Here is a 22,818-nt window from a genome sequence, read left to right as displayed (position 1 = left end):
CCTCTAGGGTTTCGCCCGTCTGGGCTTGATGGCGTGGATGACGCGGAAACCGCCGTCGCCGGCCACTTCCTGCACCTCCAGGAAGCATTCGGCCAGCACCGCATCATAAGGCAGGTGACGGTTGGCCACCAGCCAGAGCCCGCCATCGGGGGCCAGCATCCGCCGCGCCGCCCGGATGAACGCAGCACCCAGCCCCGCATCCGCCTCGCGCCCGGTGTGGAACGGCGGGTTCATCACCACCGCGTCCAGCAGGCTTTCGGGCTTCCACAAGGTCGCATCCGCCCAGTGGAACCGCGCCCTCTCGTCCGTGACGTTCACCTTCGCACAGGCCAGCGCATCCGCCTCGGCCTCGACCAGGTCCAGCCGCTTCACCCCCGGCCGTTTCAGGATCTCGGCCGCGAGATAGCCCCAGCCCGCCCCCAGATCGGCGATCTTGCCGCCCAGCTTCGCCGGCAGCGCCCCCGCCAGGAGGACCGAGCCGCGATCCGGCCCGTCGGCCGAGAACACTCCCGGCAGGGTCTGGAACCCTCCGACCCGCGACGGCTGCGCCAGCCAGTCCGACAGGTCGGGGCCGACCGGGAAGAAGGCCAGCTTGCCATGCGCCTTCGACAGGCTCTCCGACAGGTCCACCCGCTTGCGCAGGTCTTTCAGCGCCGTGTCGATCCCGTCGGTCTTCTGCCCGTCCACCGCGACCCAGCCGCCGGGGGCCACATCGGCCGCCGCCTGCGCGATCAGCGCGCGACCCGCCTCGCGGCTGCGCGGCAGGCAGACGATGGCCGCGGCATAGGGCGGCGCGGGGGCAACCGCATAGTCCCTGGCGAAATGGTCGTGGTCCGGGCGAAACCCGGTCAGCACCACCACGCGCTCCTGCGGCAGCGCCAGAAGGCTGTCACCGATCCGGGGCCGATGGACGGCGATCCGGCCCTCGCCGGGAAGGACCAGCGCGCCGCTTTCCAGCGCCAGGGACAGACGGGCGGACCGCATGGGCGGCTCAGGCCCCGGCCCGCTGAAGGGAAAGCCGCAAGGTCATTCCTTTTCCATCGTGCATTGCAGCGGATGCTGGTGGCGGCGCGCGAAATCCATCACCTGCGCCACCTTGGTCTCGGCCACCTCGAAGCTGAACACGCCCACCACCGCCAGCCCCTTCTTGTGCACCGTCAGCATGATCTCGAATGCCTGGGCATGGTTCAGGCCGAAGAACCGCTCAAGCACATGGACGACGAATTCCATCGGCGTGTAGTCGTCGTTCAGCAACAGCACCTTGTACAGCGGCGGCCGCTGGGTCTTGGTCTTGGTCTTGGTCAGGACCCGCGTGTCGTTCCCCGGCCCATCCGTCTTGTCAGACATGCTCAACGGAGGAATGGACACGGGCCTCGGCTTCCTGGATTCGGGGGTTGCATCTCATTGCGGAAATATAGCCTCTTTTGCCGCAGCGAAAAGGGGGCGGCGCAGGGGCCGCCCAAGGGTGCTTCATGTTGACCACGATCGGCTTCGACGCCGACGACACGCTCTGGCAGAACGAGGCCTTCTTCCGCCTGACGCAAGAGCGTTTCGCGACGCTGCTGTCGCGCTACGCCGACCCCCTGCTTCTCGCCCAGCGGCTGGAAGCGGCCGAGCGGCGCAACCTCGGCCATTACGGCTTTGGCGTGAAGGGCTTCACCCTGTCGATGATCGAGACCGCGATCGAGGTCACCGACGCCCGCGTTCCCGCCCGGCTGATCGGCGAGATCGTGGCGGCGGGCCGCGAGATGCTGGAACACCCGATCGAGCTTTTGCCCCATGTCCGCGCCACCGTGACCACGCTTGCCGCCGACTACCGCGTCCTGCTGATCACCAAGGGCGACCTTCTGGACCAGGAACGGAAACTCGCGCAATCCGGCCTGGGCGAGCTTTTCGACGGCGTCGAGATCGTCAGCGACAAGACGGCCAACTCATACCGCACCATCTTCGCCCGCCACGGCACCGGCGCGGATCAGGCGATGATGGTGGGCAATTCGCTGAAATCCGACGTCATTCCCGCGCTTGCCGCCGGGGCCTGGGGCGTGCATGTCCCGCATGGCGCGACCTGGGCGCTGGAAGCCGCCGATCCGCCCCAGGGCCATCGGCGCTTTCACGTGATCGAGACCCTGGCCACCTTGCCGGCGCTCGTGGAAAGCCTTAAGCCCGGCCGCAACGGATAGCGGCGACAGGCGCAGGGGCCGCAAGATGTGGCCCGGTGCTGCATCCGCGCAACTGGGTGAGCTTGTCCCGCAAAGTCCTTGGTATTTTTGGGTTTTCGGAATCCATTCCCTGTGCTAGCCTTCGACCCGAGGCAGAACGAGGCACCGGGAAACCCGGGCCGCACAGGCAAAGGAATGGGCGACGTGGCATCGCTTGTCGGGCGCATTCTCCGCGCAGTTTTCGTATATCTCGTGGTCGGCACGGTGCTGGTGACCAGCCCGCTGCAGGCGGCTCCCTTCGCGGCCATCGTGATGGACGCGCGGTCCGGCGAGATCCTCTATGAAAAGAACGCCCGCACCCGGCTGCACCCGGCCTCTCTGACCAAGATGATGACGCTCTACATCACCTTCCAGGAGATCGAGGCCGGCCGCCTGTCGCTGGACACCAAGGTCACGGTGTCGAAATACGCCGCGTCGCAGCCGCCGTCGCGGCTGGGGCTGAAGCCGGGGCAGAAGATCGCCGTGCGCTACCTGATCCGTGCGGCGGCGGTGAAATCGGCCAACGACGCGGCGGCCGCGCTCGGCGACCAGATCGGCGGCGATTACACGGCCTTCGCCAAGCGGATGACCAAGACCGCCCGCAGCCTGGGGATGAACGACACCACGTTCCGCAACGCCAACGGCCTCACGGCCGAGGGGCACCTGTCCACCGCCTATGACATGAACATCCTGGGGCGGCACCTGTTCTATGATTTCCCCCAGTATTACAACATCTTCTCCCGCCGCACCGCCGATGCGGGCGTGGCCACCGTGCGCAACACCAACTCGCGCTTCCTGGACGGCTACGAGGGCGCCGACGGCATCAAGACCGGCTATACCTCGGCGGCGGGCTTCAACCTGACCGCCTCGGCCGTGCGCGGCAACAAGCGGATCATCGCCACCGTCTTCGGCGGCACCTCGACCGCGAATCGCAACGCCAAGATGGCCGAGCTGATGGACCTCGGCTTCGGCACCGCCAAGAATCGCGTCAAGGAACAGCCGCCAGAGACGCCGGCCCCGCTGCCCTCGGATGCGCTGGTCGCCTCGGCCGAACCCGAGATCGACGAGATCGACGCCGAGGGCGGCGCCGGCAAGACCATTCGCGTCTCGGGTGGCGTGGCCTCCAGCCTGCGGCCCAAGGCCCGGCCGGGCGCCCCCGCCCCGGCCGTCCCCGATGCGGTGGCGCTTGCCATGGCCGCCAGCATCGACGGCGCGCTGGCCGAGGCCACCGCCGAACCCGCCCCGCCCGGCACCCTGGACTTCCAGGCCGAGACGATGGCCGAACCGGCGGCGGCTGTCGCCCTCGCCGAAGCCCTGCCCGCGGTCGAAGTCCCCGCCGAACTCCTGCCCGAGGCCACCAGCCTCGCCGCCGCCGAACCCGTGCCCGAGCCCGGCACGCTGGAGGCCCAGGCCGCCGCCCTGGCCGAAGGCACGCCGCCCGCCGAAACCCCGGCCGGGATCGTTCCCGAGGCCACCACCCTCGCCGCCGCCGAACCCGCGCCCCAGCCCGGCACGCTCGAGGCCCAGGCCGCCGCCCTTGCCGAGGAAATCCTGCCTGCCGCCGCCGACCCGGCCCTCGCCGCCGTGCAGCCCCAGGCCCGCCCGGAGACCCTCGCCCCCGCGGCCGAGGCCCCCGTCGACCTCGCCGCCGCGCCCGAGGAAGTCGTCACCGACCCCGGCCTGCCCGAGGCCGCGCCGGTCGAACTCGCCCTCGCCGACCCGCAGGCCGAGCTGACCGCCGTCGAGACCCTCGCCGCCGCCGCCAGCATGGCCCCCCCCACCCCCGCCGCACCCACCCGCAAGGCCCCGATCTTCGACCCGGTCGAGGTCGCCGAGGCCCCCGAGCCGCAGCAGGAGGAGGTCGTCGTCTCGATGTCCACCTCCGGCGGGCGCCATTTCGGGGTGAACGTCGGCGAATATCCCTCGCGCTACGAGGCCGAGCGGGCGCTGCTCAAGACCGCGCTGGCCGAAAGCGCCACGCTGAACGAGGGGCTGCGCAAGACCTCGCAGGCCGGCGGCGCCTGGCGCGCCAGCTTCATGGGCCTGACCGAGGACCAGGCGGAACTCGCCTGCCGCCGGCTGCGCGCCCGCGCCGTGCCCTGCGAAACCGTGGGGGGCTGAGATGGTCGCCCTGGTCTTCCCCGCCCTGCCCACCGTCACCCTGCCGGTCACCGGCCGCGCCGAACGCTTTCCGGTCCGCCGCATCTTCTGCGTCGGCCGCAACTATGCCGACCACGCCCGCGAGATGGGCGGCGAGCCCGAAAAGGAGCCGCCGTTCTTCTTCACCAAGCCCGCCGATGCCGTGGTCGAATCCGGCAGCCGCATCCCCTACCCGCCCGCGACCACCAACCTGCACCATGAGGCCGAGCTGGTCCTTGCCATCGGCAAGGGCGGCGCGATGGTGGCCGAGGAGGACGCGCCCGCGCTGGTCTGGGGCCATGCCACCGGCAACGATCTCACCCGCCGCGACCTGCAGGCCGAGGCCAAGGCCAACCGCCGCCCCTGGGACATGGCCAAGGCTTTCGACAAATCCGCCGTGGTCGGCCCGATCCGCCCCGGCGCCCTGCCGGATGGCAGCCTGCGCTGCATGGTGAACGGCGCGCTGCGGCAAGAGGCGCGGCTGTCCGACATGATCTGGAGCCCGGCCGCGATCATCGCCGCGCTTTCGCGTCTGGTCAGCCTGTCGCCGGGCGACCTGATCTTCACCGGAACGCCCGCCGGCGTCGGCCCGCTGAACCGCGGCGACACCTGCAAGGTCGAGATCGACGGGCTGCAATCGGCGACGGTGACCATCGGCTGACGCCCGTCGATGACGTCGTCACTCCTCGCAGCACCCTGCCGACGAGGAGACGAAGTCGAACGAGGAGGGCGTCAGGGCTTCGGCCGGTCGTCCCAGTCCCGGGTCAGGATCCGGTTCGCATCGCCTTCGGGATCGTCGAACTGCCGCGTCTTCATCGCCCAGAAGAAGGCCACCAGACCGATTCCCCCCAGGAACAGCGACACCGGGATAAGGATCGACAGGATCGCCATCAGCGCAGCCGCATCGCGTTCAGCGAAACCGTGATCGACGACAGCGACATCGCCAGCGCCGCGGCCAGCGGCGTCGCCATCCCCACCAGCGCCAGCGGCACCGCGACCACGTTGTAGCCGCCCGAGATCAGGAAATTCCCGACCATCCGCCGCGCCGCCTGCCGCCCGATCCGGACCGCATCGGCGATCGGCGCCATGTCCTGCCCCAGCAGCACGATGTCCGACGCCACCCGCGCCGCGTCCAGCGCGCTCGCGGGCGAGATCGAGACATGCGCCGCCGCCAGCGCCGCCGTGTCGTTCAGCCCGTCGCCGACCATCAGTACCTTGCCCATCCGCGAGAGTTCGGCCACCCGCGCGGCCTTTTCCGCCGGCAGCACGCCCGCGCGCCAGTCGGCGATCCCCAGCCGTTCGGCCAGCGCCCTGACCGGCGCTTCGGCATCGCCCGACAGAAGCTCGACCTTCAGGCCCGCCTTCTGCAGCGCCGCCACCGCCTCGGCCGCGCCGGGGCGGGGCCGGTCGGTGAAGGCGAAGCCATGCGTCGCATCGCCCAGCGCCAGATAGGTCGCCGTCTCGGGCAGGGCCTTCGCCCCGCACCAGTCGGCCCGGCCCAGCCGCACCCGCCTGCCCTGCCACAACCCCTCGATCCCCTGGCCCGGCACCTCGCGCAGGTCCTGCACCGCCTCGGGGGCGATGCCCAGCGCCCGCGCGCCCTCGGCCAGCGCCCGGGCCAGCGGATGCGACGACCCTGCCGCCAGCGCCGCCGCAACCGCCACCGCCTCGCGCGGCTGGTCCGCCAGCGCCAGCGGCTCGGGCACGCCAAGGGTCAGCGTCCCGGTCTTGTCGAAGACCACCCGGTCCACCTCGGCCAGCCGCTCCAGCGCGGTGCCGTGCTTGATCAGCAGGCCCTTGCGGAACAGCTTTCCGCTCGCCGAGGTGATCACCGCCGGCACCGCGAGCCCCAGCGCGCAGGGGCAGGTGATGATCAGCACCGCCGCCGAGATGTTGATCGCATGGCGCAGATCGCCGCCCGTTGCCCACATCCAGTAGCCGAAGGCGCTGAACGAAAGGATATGCACCAGCGGCGAATAAAGCCCGGCCGCCCGGTCGGCCAGGCTGGTGTAGCGTGTCTTCGCCCCCTCGGCGACCGCGACCAGGTCGGCCATCCGGTGCAGGCTCGATTCCTTGCCCGCCGCCGTCACCCGCACCGTCAGCGGCCCGGTCAGGTTGACCTCGCCCGCGCTGACCACCGTGCCCTCGCCCGCCGGCACCGGCAGGCTTTCCCCGGTCAGCAGCCCCCGGTCCAGTTCCGAGGCCCCGCCGACCACCACCCCGTCCACCGGCATCCGCGCGCCGGGGCGGACCAGCACCAGATCGCCCGGCTGCACCGCCGCGATCGGGGTCTCGACCTCGGCCCCGTCCAGAAGGACGATGGCGCGCGGCACTTCCAGCGCCGCCAGCTCCTCGGCGGCCGAGCGCGCGACGGCCCGCGTCCGGTGGTCCAGGTAGCGGCCAAGCAGCAGGAAGAAGGCCAGCATCACGGCAGCGTCGAAATAGGCATGATGCCCCGACATCCAGGTCTCGTAGACCGAGATGCAGGAGGCCAGGATCAGCGCCAGGCTGATCGGCACATCCATCCCCAGCCGGCCCTGGCGCAGGCTGGCCCAGGCCGATTTGAAGAACGGTTGCCCGGCGAAGACCACCGTCGGCAGCGCGATGGCGCCCGAGATCCAGTGGAAAAGGTCGCGCGTCGCATCCTCGGCCCCCGACCAGACCGCGACCGACAGCAGCATCACGTTCATCATGCTGAAGAAGGCGACGCCCAGCCGCATCAGAAGCTCGCGCCCCTGCCGGTCGGTCTCGGTCACCGACAGCAGGCCAGGGTCCAGTTCATGCGCCTCCTGCCCCTGCCCTTCCAGCACCTCGATCAGCTGGGCCGCCGTGACCTGCGGCATGGCCTCGATGCTGGCGCGCTTCAGCGTCAGGTTTACCCGGGCCGAGACGACCCCCGGCACCGCCTGCAAGGCCGCCTCGACCACCGAGATCGACTGCGCCCCCGCCGCGTTCGGCAGCGACAGCACGATCCGCCCGGCGCGGTCGGCGCGCAGGGCGGCGATCCGTTCGGCCGCGGGCACCGCCACGCAGGCCGGACAGGCCGAGACCTGGGCGCGCCCGTAGTCCTGCCCGAAATCCTCGACCACCGCCATCGCCTAGCCCTTCACGAACAGTTCGGATCGCTGCTCGAACAGCGTCCCGTCGGCCGAGCGGGCGGTGACCTTCACCATCCACTTGCCATGCCCCAGCGCCACATCGGCGGCGTATAGGTCGCCCACCGGCGCGAAATCCGGCCAGAGGTCCTCATTCGCCTCGGTCGTGCGCCCGATCAGCACCTGCAACTCGTCCACCCGCACCGGCAGGCCCTTGCCATCGGTGAAGGCCAGCGTCATCCGCCCCCCCTCATAGGCCGGAGCCATCGTCCAGCCCAGCGCCTCCTGCGCCGCCTTGCGGACCTCGAAATCCTGGCTCGCAACATAGGAGTTCCCCACCTCCAGCCCCGGAAAGGTCGAGACCGCCTTCACCGCCAGAAGCAGGTTCACCCCGATGATGACCGCGAAGGCCCCGGCGGTGATCGCGAACACATGCTTTCCCGTCAGCTCAGCCATCGCCGTCCTCCTTGCCGTTGAAGATCGTATCATGGTGGACGCGGTTCGTCGTGCCCTCTTCCGCGATCCACAAGCGCACATCGCTGTGGTGCGCGCGCGCCGCCGGGCTGTCCGGCGGGGCCGTGAGATACAGGCGCTGCGACAGCGTCTCGTTCGCCGGGACCGTCACCACCAGCCCCTCCTGCCCTTCCAGCGACAGCGCCAGCGGCGCCGCGGAATCCACCGTCAGCGCGAACTCGGCCGCCTCGCCCTGCATGTTGCGCAGCCGGATCTCATAGGCGTTGCGGATCGACCCGTCGGACAGGGTCACGAAGGTCGGGTTGCGGACCGGCGTCACGTTCACGTCGATGGGCGAGCGCAGGAACAGCGCCACCACCAGCCCGATGCCGATCCCGGCCCAAAGCACGGTGTAAAGCACGGTCCGCGGCCGGAACACATGCGCCCAGACCGATTTCGGCGGCTGGCCCTCGCGCTCGCGCAGCTCGTCGGTCAGCGCCAGATAGCCGATCAGGTCGCGCGGCTTGCCGATCTTGTCCATCACGTCGTTGCAGGCGTCGATGCAAAGCCCGCAGGTGATGCAGGCCATCTGTTGCCCGTCGCGGATGTCGATCCCCATCGGGCAGACGTTCACGCAGGCCATGCAGTCGATGCAGTCGCCGTTGCCCGCGACATTCGCCTTGCCGCGGGGTTCTCCGCGCCAGTCGCGATAGCCGATGGTCAGCGTGTCCTCGTCCACCATCGCGGCCTGGATGCGCGGCCAGGGGCAGGCATAGATGCAGATCTGCTCGCGCGCGAAACCGCCGAAGAAGAAGGTGGTCAGCGTGAGGACCAGCATGGTCGTATAGGCGATCGGATGCGCCTGGCCGGTCACCAGATCGCCCAGCAGCGTCGGCGCATCGGTGAAGTAGAAGATCCAGGCCCCGCCGGTGGCCAGCGCGATCAGCAGCCAGACCGTCCATTTGACCGCGCGCTTGCGGATCTTCTCGGCGTTCCAGGCCTGCCGGTGCAGGCGCAGCCGCGCGTTGCGGTCGCCCTCGATCCAGCGTTCGACCAGGATGAATAGGTCGGTCCACACCGTCTGCGGACAGGCATAGCCGCACCAGACCCGCCCGGCCGCGCTGGTGAACAGGAACAGCCCGAGGCCGGCCATGATCAGAAGGCCCGCGACGAAATAGAATTCATGCGGCCAGATCTCGATCATGAAGAAGAAGAAACGCCGGTTCGCCAGGTCGACCAGCACCGCCTGGTCCGGCAGGGCAGGCCCCCGGTCCCAGCGGATCCACGGCAGGATGTAGTAGATGCCCAGCGTCACCGCCATGATCCACCACTTGAGCGTGCGGAAGGTGCCCTTCACCCGGCGCGGAAAGACCGGCTCGCGGGCGGCGTAGAGAGAGGGGGCGGGATCTGGGTTGGACAAGGGAAAGCTCCTGAACCGGGCGCAGGGTCTGGCAGGCCCTGCTTCGGCCATTCACGGCCGGGGAACATTGACCTGTATCAATTATAAACTGGCGGCAAGTTCCGCCATGCGGCAAGGCGGCACAACTCGGCGTGAAGCGCGGCGCCGCCGAACGGAACAGGGGACCCGAAGGCCCCCTGTCCGGTCTTGTCCGCGACGGCTTACTCGCCGCCGCCCTGCCCGTGGACGAAGAAGGCCACGGCGCGGATCTCGTCCTCGCTCAGCCGTCCGTTCCAGTTCGGCATGACGCCGAAACGGGCATTGGTCACCGTCTCGGTGATCGCCTCGCGCGACCCGCCGTACAGCCAGATCGCATCCGACAGCCTCGGCGCGCCCTGCGCCCGGTCGCCCGAGCCGTCCTCCATGTGGCAGGCCACGCAGTTGTCGGCAAAGACGGTCGCCCCCTCTGCCGCCAGCGCCGCGTCATGCTCCTGCCCCGAAAGGGCAAGGACATGCTCGACCACCTGGCCGATCTGGGTCTCGTCCAGGATGCCATCCGCGCCGAACTTCGGCATCTCGGAATAGCGCGCATCGGCGTCGGTCGTGTTGCGGATGCCATGGGTGACGGTCAGGTGGATATCCTCCATCGTCCCGCCCCAGAGCCAGTCGTTGTCCAGAAGGTTGGGATAGCCCACGAACCCCGCCGCGCCCGAGCCGTGGCACTGCGCGCAGTTGGTGCGGAACACCGCCGCCCCCGCCCGCGTGGCGAATTCGGCCAGGGCCGGATCCGCCGCGATGGCGTTCAGGTCGGCGGCGACCAGCTTCTCCTTGATCGCGGCGTTGGCCGCGTCCACCGCCGCGATCTCGGCCGCGACATCGGCCCGGGTGCTGGCCCCCAGAAGGCCCGGAGTGGCCTCCTTGATCAGCGGCCAGGCGGGATAGGCGATGGTATAGCCGATCCCCCAGACGATCGTGGCGTAGAACACCCAGACCCACCAGCGCGGCAGGGGGTTGTTGTATTCCTCGATGCCGTCCCACTGGTGGCCGGTCGTTTCCACCTGCCGGGGTTCATGCTTGATTGGCTTGGCGCACATCGCTCAGGCCTCCTTCTGGGCAGGGTTGCGGTCCGCAGGACTGTCGTCGTTGCGGAAGATCGAGCCGGCCACCTCCTGGTGCATCGCGCGGCTGCCGGGCCGGAAGGCCCAGACACAAAGCGCGAGGAACCCGAGCGTCATCGCCAGCAGGAACCAGCTGTCGGCCATGTGGCGCAGGAAGGAATAGGTTTCCATTTCGGTTCCCTCCCCCTCAGCGATTGGCCACGGGCGTGAAGGTCGAGAAATCGACCATCGTGCCCAGCACCTGGATATAGGCGATCAGCGCGTCCATCTCGGTCAACTTCGGCTGGCCGTCGAAGTTGCGCACGTTCACCGCATGGCCAAAGGCCCCGGCGCCGTAACGCTCCTCCAGCCCCGAGGGATCGCCGTCCGGATCGGCCTGGGCGGCAAAGTCCGCCCGGGCATTGGCAACCATCTCGTCGGTATAGGGCACGCCGGTCATCCGGTGCGTCTCGACGACGTCCTGGATGTATTTCCCGTCGATCTCCCGGTTCGCCAGGAAGCCGTAGGGCGGCATCACCGATTCCGGCACCACCGACTTGGCGTCGTGGAAGTGGTCCTGGTGCCATTCGTCGGAATAACGCCCGCCGACGCGCGCCAGGTCCGGCCCGGTGCGCTTGGAGCCCCACTGGAACGGCCGGTCATACATCGACTCGGCGGCCAGCGAGTAGTGGCCGTAGCGTTCCACCTCGTCGCGCATCGGGCGGATCATCTGGCTGTGGCAGCCATAGCAGCCCTCGCGGACATAGATGTCGCGCCCCGCCAGTTCCAGCGGCGTGTAGGGCCGCACGCCCTCCACCTTCTCGATCGTGTTCTCCAGGTAGAACAGCGGCACGATCTGCACGATCCCCCCGATGGCCACGACCAGAAGGCTGAGCACCATCAGCAGCGTGGCATGGGTTTCGATAGCCTTGTGCTTGTCAAGGAAAGCCATTGTCCTGTCCCCTTATTCCGCCGGAACCGCCGAGTGCTGCGTCGCCCGTTCAGGCTGCGCGCGCACCGTCATCCACAGGTTCCAGCACATGATCAGCGCGCCCGTCAGGAACAGGAGTCCCCCCGTCGCCCGCACCACATACATCGGGAACTTCGCGGCCACCGTGTCGGCGAAGGCGTTCACGAGGAACCCGTTCGCATCCACTTCGCGCCACATCAGGCCCTCCATGATCCCCGTGACCCACATCGACGAGGCGTAGAGCACGATCCCGATCGTCGCGAGCCAGAAGTGCCAGCTCACCAGCTTCAGGCTGTACAGCCGCTCGCGGTTCCACAGCCGCGGCACCAGGTAGTAAAGCACGCCGAAGGTGATCATCCCGTTCCAGCCCAGGGCGCCGGAGTGGACGTGACCGATGGTCCAGTCGGTATAGTGCGACAGCGAGTTCACCGCCTTGATCGACATCATCGGCCCCTCGAAGGTCGACATGCCGTAGAAGCCGATCGAGACGACCATCATCCGGATGATCGGGTCGGTGCGCAGCTTGTCCCAGGCGCCCGAGAGCGTCATCAGCCCGTTGATCATGCCGCCCCAGGAGGGCATCCACAGGATCACCGAGAACACCATGCCCAGAGTCGCGGCCCAGTCGGGCAGCGCGGTATAGTGCAGGTGGTGCGGACCGGCCCAGATATACAGGAAGATCAAGGCCCAGAAGTGGATGATCGACAGCTTGTAGCTGTAGACCGGCCGTTCGGCCTGCTTGGGGACGAAATAGTACATCATCCCCAGGAACCCTGCGGTCAGGAAGAAGCCCACCGCGTTGTGGCCATACCACCACTGCACCATTGCATCCTGCACGCCGGCATAGGCCTGCACCTGCGCCGAGCCGAAGATCGACACCGGGATCGCCGCATTGTTCACCAGATGCAGCATCGCGACGGTCAGGATCATCGACAGCAGGAACCAGTTCGCCACATAGATATGGGGCTCCTTGCGCTTGAAGAGCGTGCCCATGAAGGCGACCAGCAGGCCGACCCAGACTGCGGTGATCAGGATATCGACATACCAGACGGGTTCCGCATATTCCTTGCTCTGCGTCGCGCCCAGCACATAGCCCGAGGCCGCGAGCACGATCACCAGCTGCCAGCCCCAGAACACGAACCAGCCCAGCGAACCGCCGAACAGCCGCGTCGCGCAGGTGCGCTGGACGATGTAGAACGAGGACATGATCAGCGCGTTGCCGCCGAAGGCGAAGATCACCGCGCTGGTGTGCAAGGGCCGCAGGCGGCCAAAGTTGCCATAGCCCTGCAGGAATTCGAAGTTCAGCTGCGGAAAGGCCAGTTGCAGCGCGATGATCACGCCGACCAGAAAGCCCACCGCGCCCCAGAAGGCCGTGGCGATGGCGCCGGCCCGGACCACGCTGTCGAAATATTCTTGGCTCCGGTCCGGCTTCGCATCGCCCGCCGTCCGCAACACCCAGAGGAAGGCGATGCCTGCGGCCAGCATCACCGTGATCGCATTGACCTGATAGGCCAGGTCATGGGCATAGTTGGCCGCGATCGCGGCGCAGACCGCGACCAGGCCAAGCCCTGCCAGTTTCAGATAGTCCCACATACTTTGTCCCTTCGTCCTGTCTGCCCCAGGGCTCCGAATCGGATTCGGACCCCATGCGGGACATTTCGACACCGTGTCTTCTGCTGTGCAGCATCATCATGCGACATGATCTGAATCAAGTCGTCCCAAGGTCGCCCTTGACCTGCGTCAATGCGGCAACGAGGCTGCGGCGCAACACTGCTTCATCAGCAAGGAGATCCCCCATGGCCTACAAATCGCTCCTCACCATCGCGGCCTCGCCCGAGGGACTTCTGGCCCCGGTTTCCGCCGCAGCCCAGATCGCAGTGCGGACCGATGCCCACCTTGACGCCCTTGCGCTTGGGGTGGACCGTACCCAGGTCGGCTATTCCTATGTCGGTTCGGGCGCGGTGATGATCGCCGCCGCGATGGACCGCGCCGAGGCCGAGGCGCGCGAGGCCGAGGCCGCGCTGAACGCCGCCCTCGGCTCCCAGTCGCCCGACCTGCGCTACGGGGTCGAGTCGGTCGTGACCCAGCTTGGCGCGCTGACCGATGTGGTCGCCGCCCGCGCGCGCTATGCCGACCTGGTGGTCCTGCCCCTGCCCTATGGCAAGACCCGCGGCGTCGAGGACGAGGCCCTGACCGAGGCCGCGCTCTTCGAGGGCATGGCCCCGGTCCTCGTGGTGCCCGAGGCGGGAATGAAATCCAGCGACCCGCGCCGGATCGTCGTCGCCTGGAACCAAAGCCGCGAGGCCCTGGTCGCCGCCCGCCGCTCGATGCCCTTCCTGCGCCGGGCCGAGAATGTGCAGATCGTGGTGATCGACCCGCCGTCCCATGGGCCGGAACGGTCGGATCCGGGCGGGCTTCTGTGCCAGTATCTCGTGCGCCACGGCGTCCGGGCCGAGGTGACGGTGCTGGCCAAGTCCCTGCCCCGCGTCTCGGACGTGCTGGCGCGCCACCTGCGCGATGTCGATGCCGAGATGCTGGTGATGGGCGCCTACGGTCATTCCCGCTTCCGCGAGGCGATCATGGGCGGCGCGACCCGCGACATGCTGGAAGGGGCGCAAATCCCGGTGTTCCTGGCGCATTGACCCGGAGAGGCGGCCGTCCTCGAGGCATCGAGCCCCTCGGACGGCCTTGCCAGCGAAAGCCGCACCGGCAGAGCATCTGCCAAAGGGCGCGCCGCCGGAAGCGGGGCGCGGAACAATTCCGCCTCGGACCCTGACAGATTTCTTCAAGGAAATCGGCGCCCCGTCGAAACCGCCCGACCATCAGGCCGGAGCCCGGATCCGCCCCTCGGCCACCGGCACCGCGCCGCCGCTGATCCGGACCTCGACCAGCCGTCCCGCCGCCACGCGGACGCGCAGCCCGATCTCGCTCGGCCGCCCCATCTCCACGCCCTGACGCAGCTCAAGCCGCGTTTCCCCCTCGGCGAGCGCGCCCGAAGCCAGCAACTGCGCCGCCAGGATCGCGCTGGCCGAGCCCGTCGCGGGATCCTCCGGGATTCCCGCCGTGGGCGAGAACATCCGGGCGCGGAAGGCGCAATCCGCGCCGATTGTGTAAAGGTAGATGCTGTCCACCCCCGCCGCCCGCATCTGTTCCGACCAGCAGGGTTCGATCGGCCGCGCCCGGCCCAGCGCCGCCAGCGAGGCGACCGGAGCGTAAAGGAAGCGCGGTCCGCCCTGCCAGAGTCCAGGACGGTGCCCGGCAAAGCCGATCTCCTCCGGGGCAAGGCCCAAAGCCGCCGCCAGCCGCGCCGGGTCCAGCGCGGCCCTTGCGTCTGGCGCATCACTTACGCCATGCGGCACGACGGGCGCGACGAACTCGGCCCGAACCGCATCGCCCCGGCGCGAGACTTGGACCGGGACCAGCCCCGCCTCCTCCTCCAGCACCAGATCGCGGTCGAAATCGCCCGACGTGCCGGCACAGGCCAGATGGATCGCGCAGCCGATGGTCGGGTGGCCGGCAAAGGGGATCTCGGCGGTGGGAAAGAAGATGCGGACCCGGGCGGTATGGGCCGGGTTCCGGGGGGCCTGGACGAAGATCGTCTCGGACAGGTTGAACTCGCGCGCGATGGTCTGCATTTGCGCGGTGGTCAGGCCATCGGCCCCCAGAACGATCGCAAGGGGGTTTCCGGCAAAGGGCCGGTCGGTGAAGACATCACAGGTGTGGAAGGTCGGCATGGCCCTGCGGCTTTCAAAAGTATGAACGGCTATGAACAAACCTTTGATTCTCTTGGATTCAAAATTCTGTCCACCGTGGACAGCCTAGACCAGCATGCCCCCGTCGGTATCATCCCCGGCCTCTTCCATCAGCCGGTCGATATCCGGGATGCTGACATGCCGGTTCCCCTCCAGCGTGATCACCCCGTCCTTCTTCAGCGCGCTGATCTGCCGGCTGACCGTCTCGAGGGTCAGGCCGAGATAATCCGCCATCTCTTCCCGGGTGAGGGGCAGGTCCACCGAAAGATTTCCCGAGGCCTTCTTCTTGTGCAGCGCCGCCTCGCGCCGGGCGATGATCGAGATCAGCGAGGCGATCTTCTCCCGCGCGGTCTTGCGACCCAGAAGCAGCATCCACTCCCGCGCCGCATCCAGTTCGTCCAGGGTCATCTCCAGCAGCCGCTGGGCGACATGCGGCGTCTCGGCGATCAGGGTCTCGAAGGGTTTCTTGCGGAAGCAGCACATCACCACATCGGTGGTGGCGGTCACGTCGAAGGCCGCCGTCGACCGCCCCGGCCGTCCGACGAAATCCGAGGGCAGCAGGAGCCCGACCATCTGCCGCCGCCCGTCCTCCATCGTCTGGGTCAGGCTGGCGATCCCGCTCACGACCGAGCCGACGAAATCCATCCGGTCCCCCGACCAGATGATCGTCTGCCCCGCCTGGAAACTGCGGTAGTACTTGATCTGCTCCAGCTCGGCGAGTTCGTCCGTGTCGCACCGGGCACAAACCGCGCGGTGCCGGATGGGGCAGTCGCCGCATTGGACATGCACGAAGTGGTCTTGCATCCGGTGCTCCCAAATTGATTTGCGTCAAGGCGACTTGGGACGCAGCCGCTAATGTAGCCGCATGACCCACGATCCGCAACTCGCCCGCCTGGGGCTTTTCGACGCGCGCGTGCCGCGCTACACTTCCTATCCGACCGCGCCGCATTTCGGCGCCTCGGTCGACGCCGGAGATTTCACCAGCTGGATCGAGGCCGTGCCCGAGGGCAGCCAGATCTCGCTTTACGTCCATGTGCCCTTCTGCCGTCGGCTGTGCTGGTTCTGCGCCTGCCGGACCCAGGGCACGACGTCGAACGATCCGGTCAACGCCTATGTCGAGATGCTGCTTCTCGAACTGGCCATGCTTGCCCGGCACCTGCCGCGCGGCGTCAGCCTGTCGCGGCTGCATTGGGGCGGGGGCACGCCGACGCTGCTGGACCCCGAGCGGATGACGCGGCTGGCCGAGGCGATCTTCAGGGTCGCGCCGATGGCCGCCGAAGGCGAATTCTCGGTCGAGATCGACCCGAACGAGATCGACGATCCCCGGCTGGACGCCCTTGCCGCCGCCGGGATGAACCGCGCCTCGATCGGGGTGCAGGACTTCGATCCGATGATCCAGAAGGCGATCGGCCGCGAGCAGAGCTATGAGCTGACCCGCGACGTGGTGGAACGCATCCGCGCGCGCGGCATCGCCAGCCTGAACGCCGACATCCTCTATGGCCTGCCGCACCAGACCGGGCCGCGCATCGCCGATTCGGTCCAGAAGCTCCTTACCCTCTCTCCCGACCGGGTGGCGCTTTACGGCTATGCCCATGTGCCCTGGATGAGCCGGCGGCAGCAGATGATCCCCTCGGACACGATGCCCACCCCGCAGGAGCGGCTGGACCTGTTCGAGACCGCGCGGCAACTGTTCCTCTGGGACGGCTACCGCGAAATCGGCATCGACCATTTCGCCAGACCCGAGGACAGGATGGCCAGGGCCCATGCGGCGGGGCGGCTGCGGCGGAACTTCCAGGGCTATACCGACGACACCTCGCCGGTCCTGATCGGGATCGGGGCCTCGTCGATCTCGCGCTTTCCGCAGGGCTTCGCGCAGAATGCGGCGGCGACGGCCGCGCATGTGAAGGCGATCCGCGAGGGGCGCTTCTCGGTCCACAAGGGGCACCGCTTCTCGGGCGAGGATACGCTGCGCGCCCGGATCATCGAGGCGCTGATGTGCGATTTCGCCGTCCGCCGGGAGGAGTTGCTGGCCAACTATGCCACCACCGACGCGCGGTTGGACGAACTGTTCGCCGCGGCGCAGGCCACCTTCGGCGAGATGGTGCGCGTCACCGACGAGGGATTCTTCATCCCCGAGAAGGCCCGGCCGCTGACCCGGATGATCGCGCGGGCGTTCGACGCCTACGACAGCGCCCAGGCGCGGCATTCCGCGGCGATCTGAAGCCGCCTCCTCGAGCACTTCGTGCACTCGTCGGTCTGCCGGCGAGGAGTGCACGAAGTGCTCGACGAGCAGCCCTCAGACGAGGCCGCGCTCCAGCCGGATGAGGTGGTCGATCTGTTTCGGCAGGCAGACCGAGCGCAGGTCGTAGTTCTCGCGCGCCAGCGCCTGTGCGGCCTGGCGCATCGGCGCATGGGCCTCGGGGCGGGCCAGCGCGTCCGTCAACGCGGCCGACCAGCCGGGGATGTCGAAGAAATCGACCAGACGCCCGTTCACCCCGTCCTGGATCACCTCGGCCACTGGGGCTGTGTTCGAGCCGATCACCAGCGTTCCGGCGGCCAGCGTCTCGACCAGCGACCAGGAAAGCACGAAGGGATAGGTCAGATAGGCATGGGCCCGGCTGACATGGATCAGGTCGACCAGCCGGTCATAGGGCAGCTTGCCCACGAAATGCACGCGCGCGAGGTCGAGGCGATCCTTCACCTCGTCCAGGAAGATGTCCTTCCAGGTTCCTTCCTTCGGCGGCTGGCCGTAGCTGACCCCTTCGCCGCCGACGATCACGACCTGGGCCTGCGGCCGGGCGGCCAGAACGGCCGGCAGGGCGCGCATGAAGATGTGGTAGCCGCGATAGGGTTCGAGGTTGCGGTTGACGAAGGTCAGCACCTCGTCCCCGCGCCGAAGCTGGCGGCCGTCGGGCAGGGTGAAGCGCGCCGCCGGGTCGGGGGTCAGGCGGTCGCAATCTACGCCGTCGAAGATCACCTCGATCATGCGGCGCAGGGCCGGCGGGTGACTGTCGGCCTGCCAGCGGGTCGGCGAAATGCCCCGGTCGGCATGCAGCAGCGCCTGGCCGAGATGCGCGGCGCGGCCCTGGGCGATCATCACCTGGTCGAAGCTGCGGCTTTGAAACTCCGGGTCGAAGCCGGAATCGGCGCCCTCTCCGCGATAGTAGAATTCGGCGAAGACCAGCAGCCGCGCCTCGGGCCAGACCTCTTTCAGGAACAGGGTCTCGCCCCAGCCGGAATGGCCGTAGATCACGTCGGGCACATAGCCCTGGGCGCGGAGCTGCCGGGCGAAGCGGGCGACGGTGACGCCCCGGTCGCTCATCGTGGTGTAGTTGCGGCCAAGGCGGGTATGCTGCGGCTCGACCGGGGCGGGCTTGAAGTCGTAGCGCAGGAGGGGCACCGGCGAGGGGTTGCGGTTCGCCGCATCGGTAAGGACGCGGACGTCGTGGCCAAGGCGCTGCATCTCGGGCGCGAGGTGCAGGAACTGGGCGGGAAAGTTCTGATGGACGAAGAGAAGTTTCAAGATCCGGTCCCGAAGGCTGCCGCCATCAGAGCCTTGGTGTAACCGGATTGAGGATTGGTGAACACCGCCTCGCAGGACCCGCCTTCCACCACGTCGCCGGCCCGCATCACGATCACCTGATGCGCCATGGCCCGGATCACCCGCAGGTCGTGGCTGATGAACAGGTAGGCCAGCCCCCATTTGCGCTGCAGGGCGCGCAGCAGTTCGACGATCTGGACCTGCACCGTCATGTCCAGGGCCGAGGTCGGCTCGTCCAGGACCACCAGTTTCGGGCGCAGGATCATCGCGCGGGCGATGGCGATGCGCTGGCGCTGGCCGCCGGAGAATTCGTGCGGATAGCGGCCCATGGTGGCCGGGTCGAGGCCGACCTCGGCCATGATCTCGGCCACCATCCCAGTCCGGTCGCGGCCCGGTTCAAGGCCGTGGACGCCCAGCCCCTCGGCGATGATCTGCTCGACCGTCATCCGGGGCGAAAGGCTGCCGTACGGGTCCTGGAACACGACCTGCATCTCGCGCCTTATGGCGCGCAGGGCGGCCCCGTTGCGGTCGCGCAGGTCGCGGCCGAGGAAGGCCACCCGCCCCTCGGATCCGATCAGCTGCAGGATCCCCAGCGCCAGCGTCGTCTTGCCCGAGCCGCTTTCGCCGACGATGCCCAGGGTCTCGCCGGCGCGGACGGAGATGGTCGCGTCGTTCACCGCCTTCACATGGCCGACGGTGCGGCGCAGGAAGCCCTTTTGGATCGGGAACCAGACGCGGAGGTGTTCGGTCGCAACGATCTCGGGCGCGCCGGGGGGGACGGGATCGGGGCCGCCCCGCTGTTCGGCGGCCAGCAGCTTGCGGGTATAGGGATGCCGCGGGTTGGCGAAGATTTCGGCCGTCGGCCCCTGCTCCACGATCTCGCCGCCCTGCATGACGCAGACCCGGTCGGCGATGCGGCGGACGATGTTCAGGTCGTGGGTGATGAAGAGAAGGCTGAGGCCCTCGGCCTGCTTGAGACCGGCCAGAAGGTCGAGGATCTGCGCCTGGATCGTCACGTCCAGCGCGGTGGTAGGCTCGTCCGCGACCAGAAGCTCGGGCCCGTTGGCCAGCGCCATGGCGATCATCACCCGCTGGCGCTGCCCGCCCGAAAGCTGGTGCGGATAGGCCCCGAGGCGGGATTCGGCGTCGCGGATGCCGACCTTGTCCATCAGCTCGACGATCCGCGCGCGCGCCTTGTCGCCGGTCAGGCCCTGGTGCAGCGCCAGGCTTTCGGCCAGCTGCTTCTCGATCGTGTGCAGCGGGTTGAGGGAGGTCATCGGCTCCTGGAAGATGAAGCTGATGTCGTTGCCCCGGACCTTGCGCAGCGTGGGCTCGGCGGCGCCCAGCATCTGCGTGCCGCGATAGGTGACCGAGCCGGTGACCTGCGCATTGTCGCCCAGAAGCCCCACCGTCGACAGCGCCGTCACCGACTTGCCCGAGCCGCTTTCGCCGACCAGCGCCACCGTCTCGCCCTTGTCCACGGTGAAGCTGACGCCCTTCACCGCCTGGATCACCCTTCCGTCCTGGCGGAAGCCGACCTTGAGGTCGCGGACCTCGAGAACGCTCATCTGCCGGCCCTCATCTGAACGTCTTCCGCGGGTCGAAGGCATCGCGCACGCCCTCGAAGATGAAGACCAGCAGCGAGAGCATGATGGCGAAGGTGAAGAACGAGACGAAGGCCAGATGCGGCGATTGCAGGTTCTGCTGCGCCTGCCGCGACAACTGCCCCAGCGAGGGCGAGCTGGAGGGCAGGCCGAAGCCGAGGTAGTCCAGCATGGCGAGCGAGCCGATGGTGCCGGTGATGATGAACGGCAGCATGGTCAGCGTGGCGACCATGGCGTTCGGCAGCAGATGGCGGAACATGATCTGCAGGTCGGGCACGCCCAGCGCGCGGGCGGCGCGGACATATTCGAAGTTCCGCGCCCGCAGGAACTCGGCCCGGACGACGCCGACAAGGGAGGTCCAGCCGAAGACCACCATCAGAAGGACCATCAGCCAGAAGCTCTTGGACCAGACGGCCGTCACGATGATGATGACATACAGCGTCGGGACCGAGGACCACAGCTCGATCACCCGCTGGAAGATCAGGTCGGTCCGGCCGCCGAAATAGCCCTGAACCGCGCCCGCCGCCACGCCGATCACCGAGGTCAGCAGGGTGACGATCAGCGCGAAGGTCACGGAGAGGCGGAAGCCGTAGATCACCCGGGCGGCCACGTCGCGGCTGGTGTCGTCGGTGCCAAGCCAGTTCTGCGCCGTGGGCGGGCCGGGGGCCACGCCGCCGGTATCGACGATGGTGTTGTAGCTGAAGGGGATCGGCGGCCAGAGGATCCAGCCCTTGTTCACCGCCTCGCCCGCCGCCGTGCCCTTCTCCCTCACCTCGGCGATGATGCCCTCGGGGTCGTCCCAGCAGTCGAGCGAGCCGGCGGCGAGGATCAGGCACTGCACCTCGACCGTGGAATATTTCGACTCGGTCCGGAGGTCGCCACCGAAGGCGGTCTCGGGGTAGAACCTGAACACCGGCATGTAATAGCCGCCGTCATAGCGGACGAGGACCGGACGGTCGTTGGCGATCAGCTCGGCCCCGAGCGACAGGCCGTAGAGGACCAGGAACAGCCAGAGCGACCAGAACGCCCGCCGGTTGGCCTTGAAGTTGCGCCAGCGGCGCTGGTTCAGGGGCGAAAGCGCCATCAGCCGCGCCTTTCGAAGTCGATGCGCGGATCGACCAGCACATACATCAGGTCGGACAGGATGCCGACGACCAGCCCGATCAGGCCAAAGGCGAAGAGCGTGCCGAAGATCACCGGATAATCCCGCTCGACCGCCGAGCGATAGCCGAGCTGGCCAAGGCCATCCAGCGAGAAGATGAACTCGATGATCAGGCTGGAGCCGAAGAACACCCCCAGGAACAGGCTGGGAAAGCCCGCGATCACGATCAGCATGGCATTGCGGAAGACATGGCCATACAGCACCCGCGCCTCGGACAGGCCCTTGGCGCGGGCGGTCATCACATAGTGCTTCTTGATCTCGTCCAGGAAGCTGTTCTTGGTCAGCAGCGTCAGCGTGGCAAAGGCCGAGATCAGTTGCGCCGTCACCGGCAGGATGATGTGCCAGAGGTAATCGGTGACCTTCTGCCAGAGGGAAAAGCTTTCCCATCCTTCCGACGTCAGGCCGCGCAGGGGGAACCACTGGAAATAGCTGCCGCCGGCAAAGACCACCATCAGCATGATCGCGAACAGGAAGCCGGGGATCGCATAGGCCGCGATGATGATGCCGGAGGTCCAGGTGTCGAAGCTGGAGCCGTCGCGCACCGCCTTGCGGATGCCCAGCGGGATCGAGACCAGATAGGCGATCAGCGTGGACCAGAGGCCCAGCGTGATCGAGACCGGCATCTTCTCCAGCACGAGGTCGACGACCGAGATCGAGCGGAAATAGCTTTGGCCGAAATCGAAGGTCAGATAGTTCCCCATCATGATGAAGAACCGCTCATAGGCCGGGATCGGCTCCTTGCGGCATTCGGGGGCCTTGATCGAGGGCGTGCCGGTGAAGCCCTCGTCGCAGGTGATGCGGGCGAAACCGAACTGCACCTCGAGCTTGGCCAGGAATTCGGGCGGCAGGCCGCGGGCGCCGACATAGCCGCTGTCCTTGTCCTCGGTTCCCGCGTCCGAGGTGCCGGAGAGGGCCGCGATGGAATCGCCCTCGCCCTGGATGCGGGCCTGGATCTGGTCGATCGGGCCGCCGGGGACGAACTGGGTCAGCGCGAAGTTGATCAGCATGACCCCGAACAAGGTCGGGATCACCAGAAGCAACCGGCGGAGGATATAGGCGCCCAAGTGCTTGCCTGCCTGCTATTTCAAGGCGCCAGCTGCCTTCAGCGCCTCGGCTTTTTCGGCGTTGTACCACCAGAGCGATTCGACGCCAAGCGCATAGGGCGGGATCACCTCGGGGTGCTCGTAGATGTCGTAATAGGCGGCCCAGTTTTCCGCCTTGTACCATTGCGGGATCCAGTAGCCTTCCGCCCGCAGCACCCGGTCCAGCGCCCTGGTCGCCACGGTCAGCGTCTCGCGCGTGTCGGTCGCCATGACCACATCGATCAGCCGGTCCACCGCCGGGCTTTTCAGCCCCGCAAGGTTGAAGACCGAAATGTCCGCCGTGGCCGAGCCGTAATACTGCTTCA

The 22,818-nt window shown here is 68.0% G+C and carries 21 protein-coding genes and 1 pseudogene; 5 read left to right on the top strand and 17 right to left on the bottom strand.

Annotated features, from left to right (window positions below):
* Nucleotides 1–3: 3 nt before the first annotated feature.
* Complete coding sequence (locus ACE3UA_RS13070) at nt 4–984, bottom strand: class I SAM-dependent methyltransferase (RefSeq protein WP_374645783.1); 981 nt, start codon at nt 982–984, stop codon at nt 4–6.
* Nucleotides 985–1,026: 42 nt separating this feature from the next.
* The gene (clpS, locus tag ACE3UA_RS13065; RefSeq protein ID WP_374645781.1) at nt 1,027–1,347 is read right to left on the bottom strand and encodes an ATP-dependent Clp protease adapter ClpS; all 321 of its coding nucleotides are present in this window, start codon (nt 1,345–1,347) and stop codon (nt 1,027–1,029) included.
* A gap of 125 nt (nt 1,348–1,472) precedes the next feature.
* Here clpS and ACE3UA_RS13060 point away from each other — a divergent pair, with 125 nt between their 5' ends.
* From ACE3UA_RS13060 to ACE3UA_RS13050, 3 genes are all read left to right on the top strand, one after another.
* Nucleotides 1,473–2,180: an HAD family hydrolase gene (locus ACE3UA_RS13060; protein WP_374645779.1), complete on the top strand. Its 708-nt coding sequence runs from the start codon at nt 1,473–1,475 to the stop codon at nt 2,178–2,180.
* A 183-nt stretch (nt 2,181–2,363) separates the two neighbouring features.
* A complete protein-coding gene (locus ACE3UA_RS13055) occupies nt 2,364–4,319 on the top strand; it encodes a serine hydrolase (RefSeq protein ID WP_374645777.1) in 1,956 nt (651 codons plus the stop codon).
* Between the two features lies 1 nt (nt 4,320).
* Entirely contained in the window at nt 4,321–4,998 is a 678-nt protein-coding gene (locus ACE3UA_RS13050) for a fumarylacetoacetate hydrolase family protein (RefSeq protein ID WP_374645775.1), read from the top strand.
* 71 nt (nt 4,999–5,069) lie between these two features.
* Here the strand turns inward: ACE3UA_RS13050 and ccoS are convergent, their stop codons facing one another.
* The 8 genes from ccoS to ccoN form a co-directional block, all read right to left on the bottom strand.
* Complete coding sequence (gene ccoS, locus ACE3UA_RS13045; RefSeq protein ID WP_374645773.1) at nt 5,070–5,228, bottom strand: cbb3-type cytochrome oxidase assembly protein CcoS; 159 nt, start codon at nt 5,226–5,228, stop codon at nt 5,070–5,072.
* The gene (locus ACE3UA_RS13040; RefSeq protein ID WP_374645771.1) at nt 5,228–7,432 is read right to left on the bottom strand and encodes a heavy metal translocating P-type ATPase; all 2,205 of its coding nucleotides are present in this window, start codon (nt 7,430–7,432) and stop codon (nt 5,228–5,230) included. Before ACE3UA_RS13040 ends, ccoS begins: the two co-directional genes overlap by 1 nt.
* A gap of 3 nt (nt 7,433–7,435) precedes the next feature.
* Nucleotides 7,436–7,888 carry a FixH family protein gene (locus ACE3UA_RS13035; protein ID WP_374645769.1) on the bottom strand — a complete coding sequence of 151 codons (453 nt, stop codon included), beginning with the start codon at nt 7,886–7,888 and terminating at the stop codon, nt 7,436–7,438.
* Entirely contained in the window at nt 7,881–9,305 is a 1,425-nt protein-coding gene (ccoG, locus tag ACE3UA_RS13030) for a cytochrome c oxidase accessory protein CcoG (RefSeq protein ID WP_374645767.1), read from the bottom strand. The genes ACE3UA_RS13035 and ccoG overlap by 8 nt, the downstream gene beginning before the upstream one ends.
* 200 nt (nt 9,306–9,505) lie before the next feature.
* Nucleotides 9,506–10,378 carry a cytochrome-c oxidase, cbb3-type subunit III gene (gene ccoP, locus ACE3UA_RS13025; RefSeq protein WP_374645765.1) on the bottom strand — a complete coding sequence of 291 codons (873 nt, stop codon included), beginning with the start codon at nt 10,376–10,378 and terminating at the stop codon, nt 9,506–9,508.
* Nucleotides 10,379–10,381: 3 nt separating this feature from the next.
* The gene (locus tag ACE3UA_RS13020) at nt 10,382–10,573 is read right to left on the bottom strand and encodes a cbb3-type cytochrome c oxidase subunit 3 (RefSeq protein WP_197642529.1); all 192 of its coding nucleotides are present in this window, start codon (nt 10,571–10,573) and stop codon (nt 10,382–10,384) included.
* 16 nt (nt 10,574–10,589) lie between these two features.
* A complete protein-coding gene (gene ccoO / locus ACE3UA_RS13015; protein ID WP_374645763.1) occupies nt 10,590–11,333 on the bottom strand; it encodes a cytochrome-c oxidase, cbb3-type subunit II in 744 nt (247 codons plus the stop codon).
* A 12-nt stretch (nt 11,334–11,345) separates the two neighbouring features.
* A complete protein-coding gene (ccoN, locus tag ACE3UA_RS13010; protein ID WP_374645761.1) occupies nt 11,346–12,944 on the bottom strand; it encodes a cytochrome-c oxidase, cbb3-type subunit I in 1,599 nt (532 codons plus the stop codon).
* A 203-nt stretch (nt 12,945–13,147) separates the two neighbouring features.
* On the opposite strand from ccoN, the gene ACE3UA_RS13005 reads away from it, so the two are divergent.
* Nucleotides 13,148–13,993 (top strand): universal stress protein, encoded by an 846-nt coding sequence (locus ACE3UA_RS13005; protein WP_374645759.1) that lies wholly within the window; start codon nt 13,148–13,150, stop codon nt 13,991–13,993.
* A 180-nt stretch (nt 13,994–14,173) separates the two neighbouring features.
* On the opposite strand, the gene ACE3UA_RS13000 is transcribed toward ACE3UA_RS13005, so the two are convergent.
* Together ACE3UA_RS13000 and fnrL are read right to left on the bottom strand one after the other, a co-directional pair.
* The gene (locus tag ACE3UA_RS13000; protein WP_374645757.1) at nt 14,174–15,085 is read right to left on the bottom strand and encodes a PhzF family phenazine biosynthesis protein; all 912 of its coding nucleotides are present in this window, start codon (nt 15,083–15,085) and stop codon (nt 14,174–14,176) included.
* Between the two features lie 84 nt (nt 15,086–15,169).
* Complete coding sequence (fnrL, locus tag ACE3UA_RS12995; RefSeq protein ID WP_374645755.1) at nt 15,170–15,907, bottom strand: transcriptional regulator FnrL; 738 nt, start codon at nt 15,905–15,907, stop codon at nt 15,170–15,172.
* A 61-nt stretch (nt 15,908–15,968) separates the two neighbouring features.
* Between fnrL and hemN the strand changes: the two genes are divergently transcribed.
* Nucleotides 15,969–17,324, top strand: a complete 1,356-nt coding sequence (hemN, locus tag ACE3UA_RS12990) for an oxygen-independent coproporphyrinogen III oxidase (RefSeq protein ID WP_374645753.1) — start codon at nt 15,969–15,971, stop codon at nt 17,322–17,324.
* A 75-nt stretch (nt 17,325–17,399) separates the two neighbouring features.
* Here the strand turns inward: hemN and ACE3UA_RS12985 are convergent, their stop codons facing one another.
* From ACE3UA_RS12985 to ACE3UA_RS12965, 5 genes and pseudogenes are all read right to left on the bottom strand, one after another.
* Entirely contained in the window at nt 17,400–18,626 is a 1,227-nt protein-coding gene (locus ACE3UA_RS12985) for a glycosyltransferase (protein ID WP_374645751.1), read from the bottom strand.
* Entirely contained in the window at nt 18,623–20,212 is a 1,590-nt protein-coding gene (locus ACE3UA_RS12980) for an ABC transporter ATP-binding protein (RefSeq protein ID WP_374645749.1), read from the bottom strand. Before ACE3UA_RS12980 ends, ACE3UA_RS12985 begins: the two co-directional genes overlap by 4 nt.
* Before the next feature lie 10 nt (nt 20,213–20,222).
* A complete protein-coding gene (locus tag ACE3UA_RS12975) occupies nt 20,223–21,332 on the bottom strand; it encodes an ABC transporter permease (protein ID WP_374645747.1) in 1,110 nt (369 codons plus the stop codon).
* Nucleotides 21,332–22,474, bottom strand: coding sequence for a microcin C ABC transporter permease YejB (locus tag ACE3UA_RS12970; protein ID WP_374645745.1), 1,143 nt, complete (start codon nt 22,472–22,474; stop codon nt 21,332–21,334). Before ACE3UA_RS12970 ends, ACE3UA_RS12975 begins: the two co-directional genes overlap by 1 nt.
* Nucleotides 22,475–22,489: 15 nt before the next feature.
* Nucleotides 22,490–22,818: pseudogene (locus tag ACE3UA_RS12965) on the bottom strand (ABC transporter substrate-binding protein); the annotation flags it as partial.

Source organism: Tabrizicola sp., assembly GCF_041919135.1.
GTDB lineage: Bacteria > Pseudomonadota > Alphaproteobacteria > Rhodobacterales > Rhodobacteraceae > Tabrizicola.
This window is presented reverse-complemented; position numbering and strand designations above follow the sequence as displayed.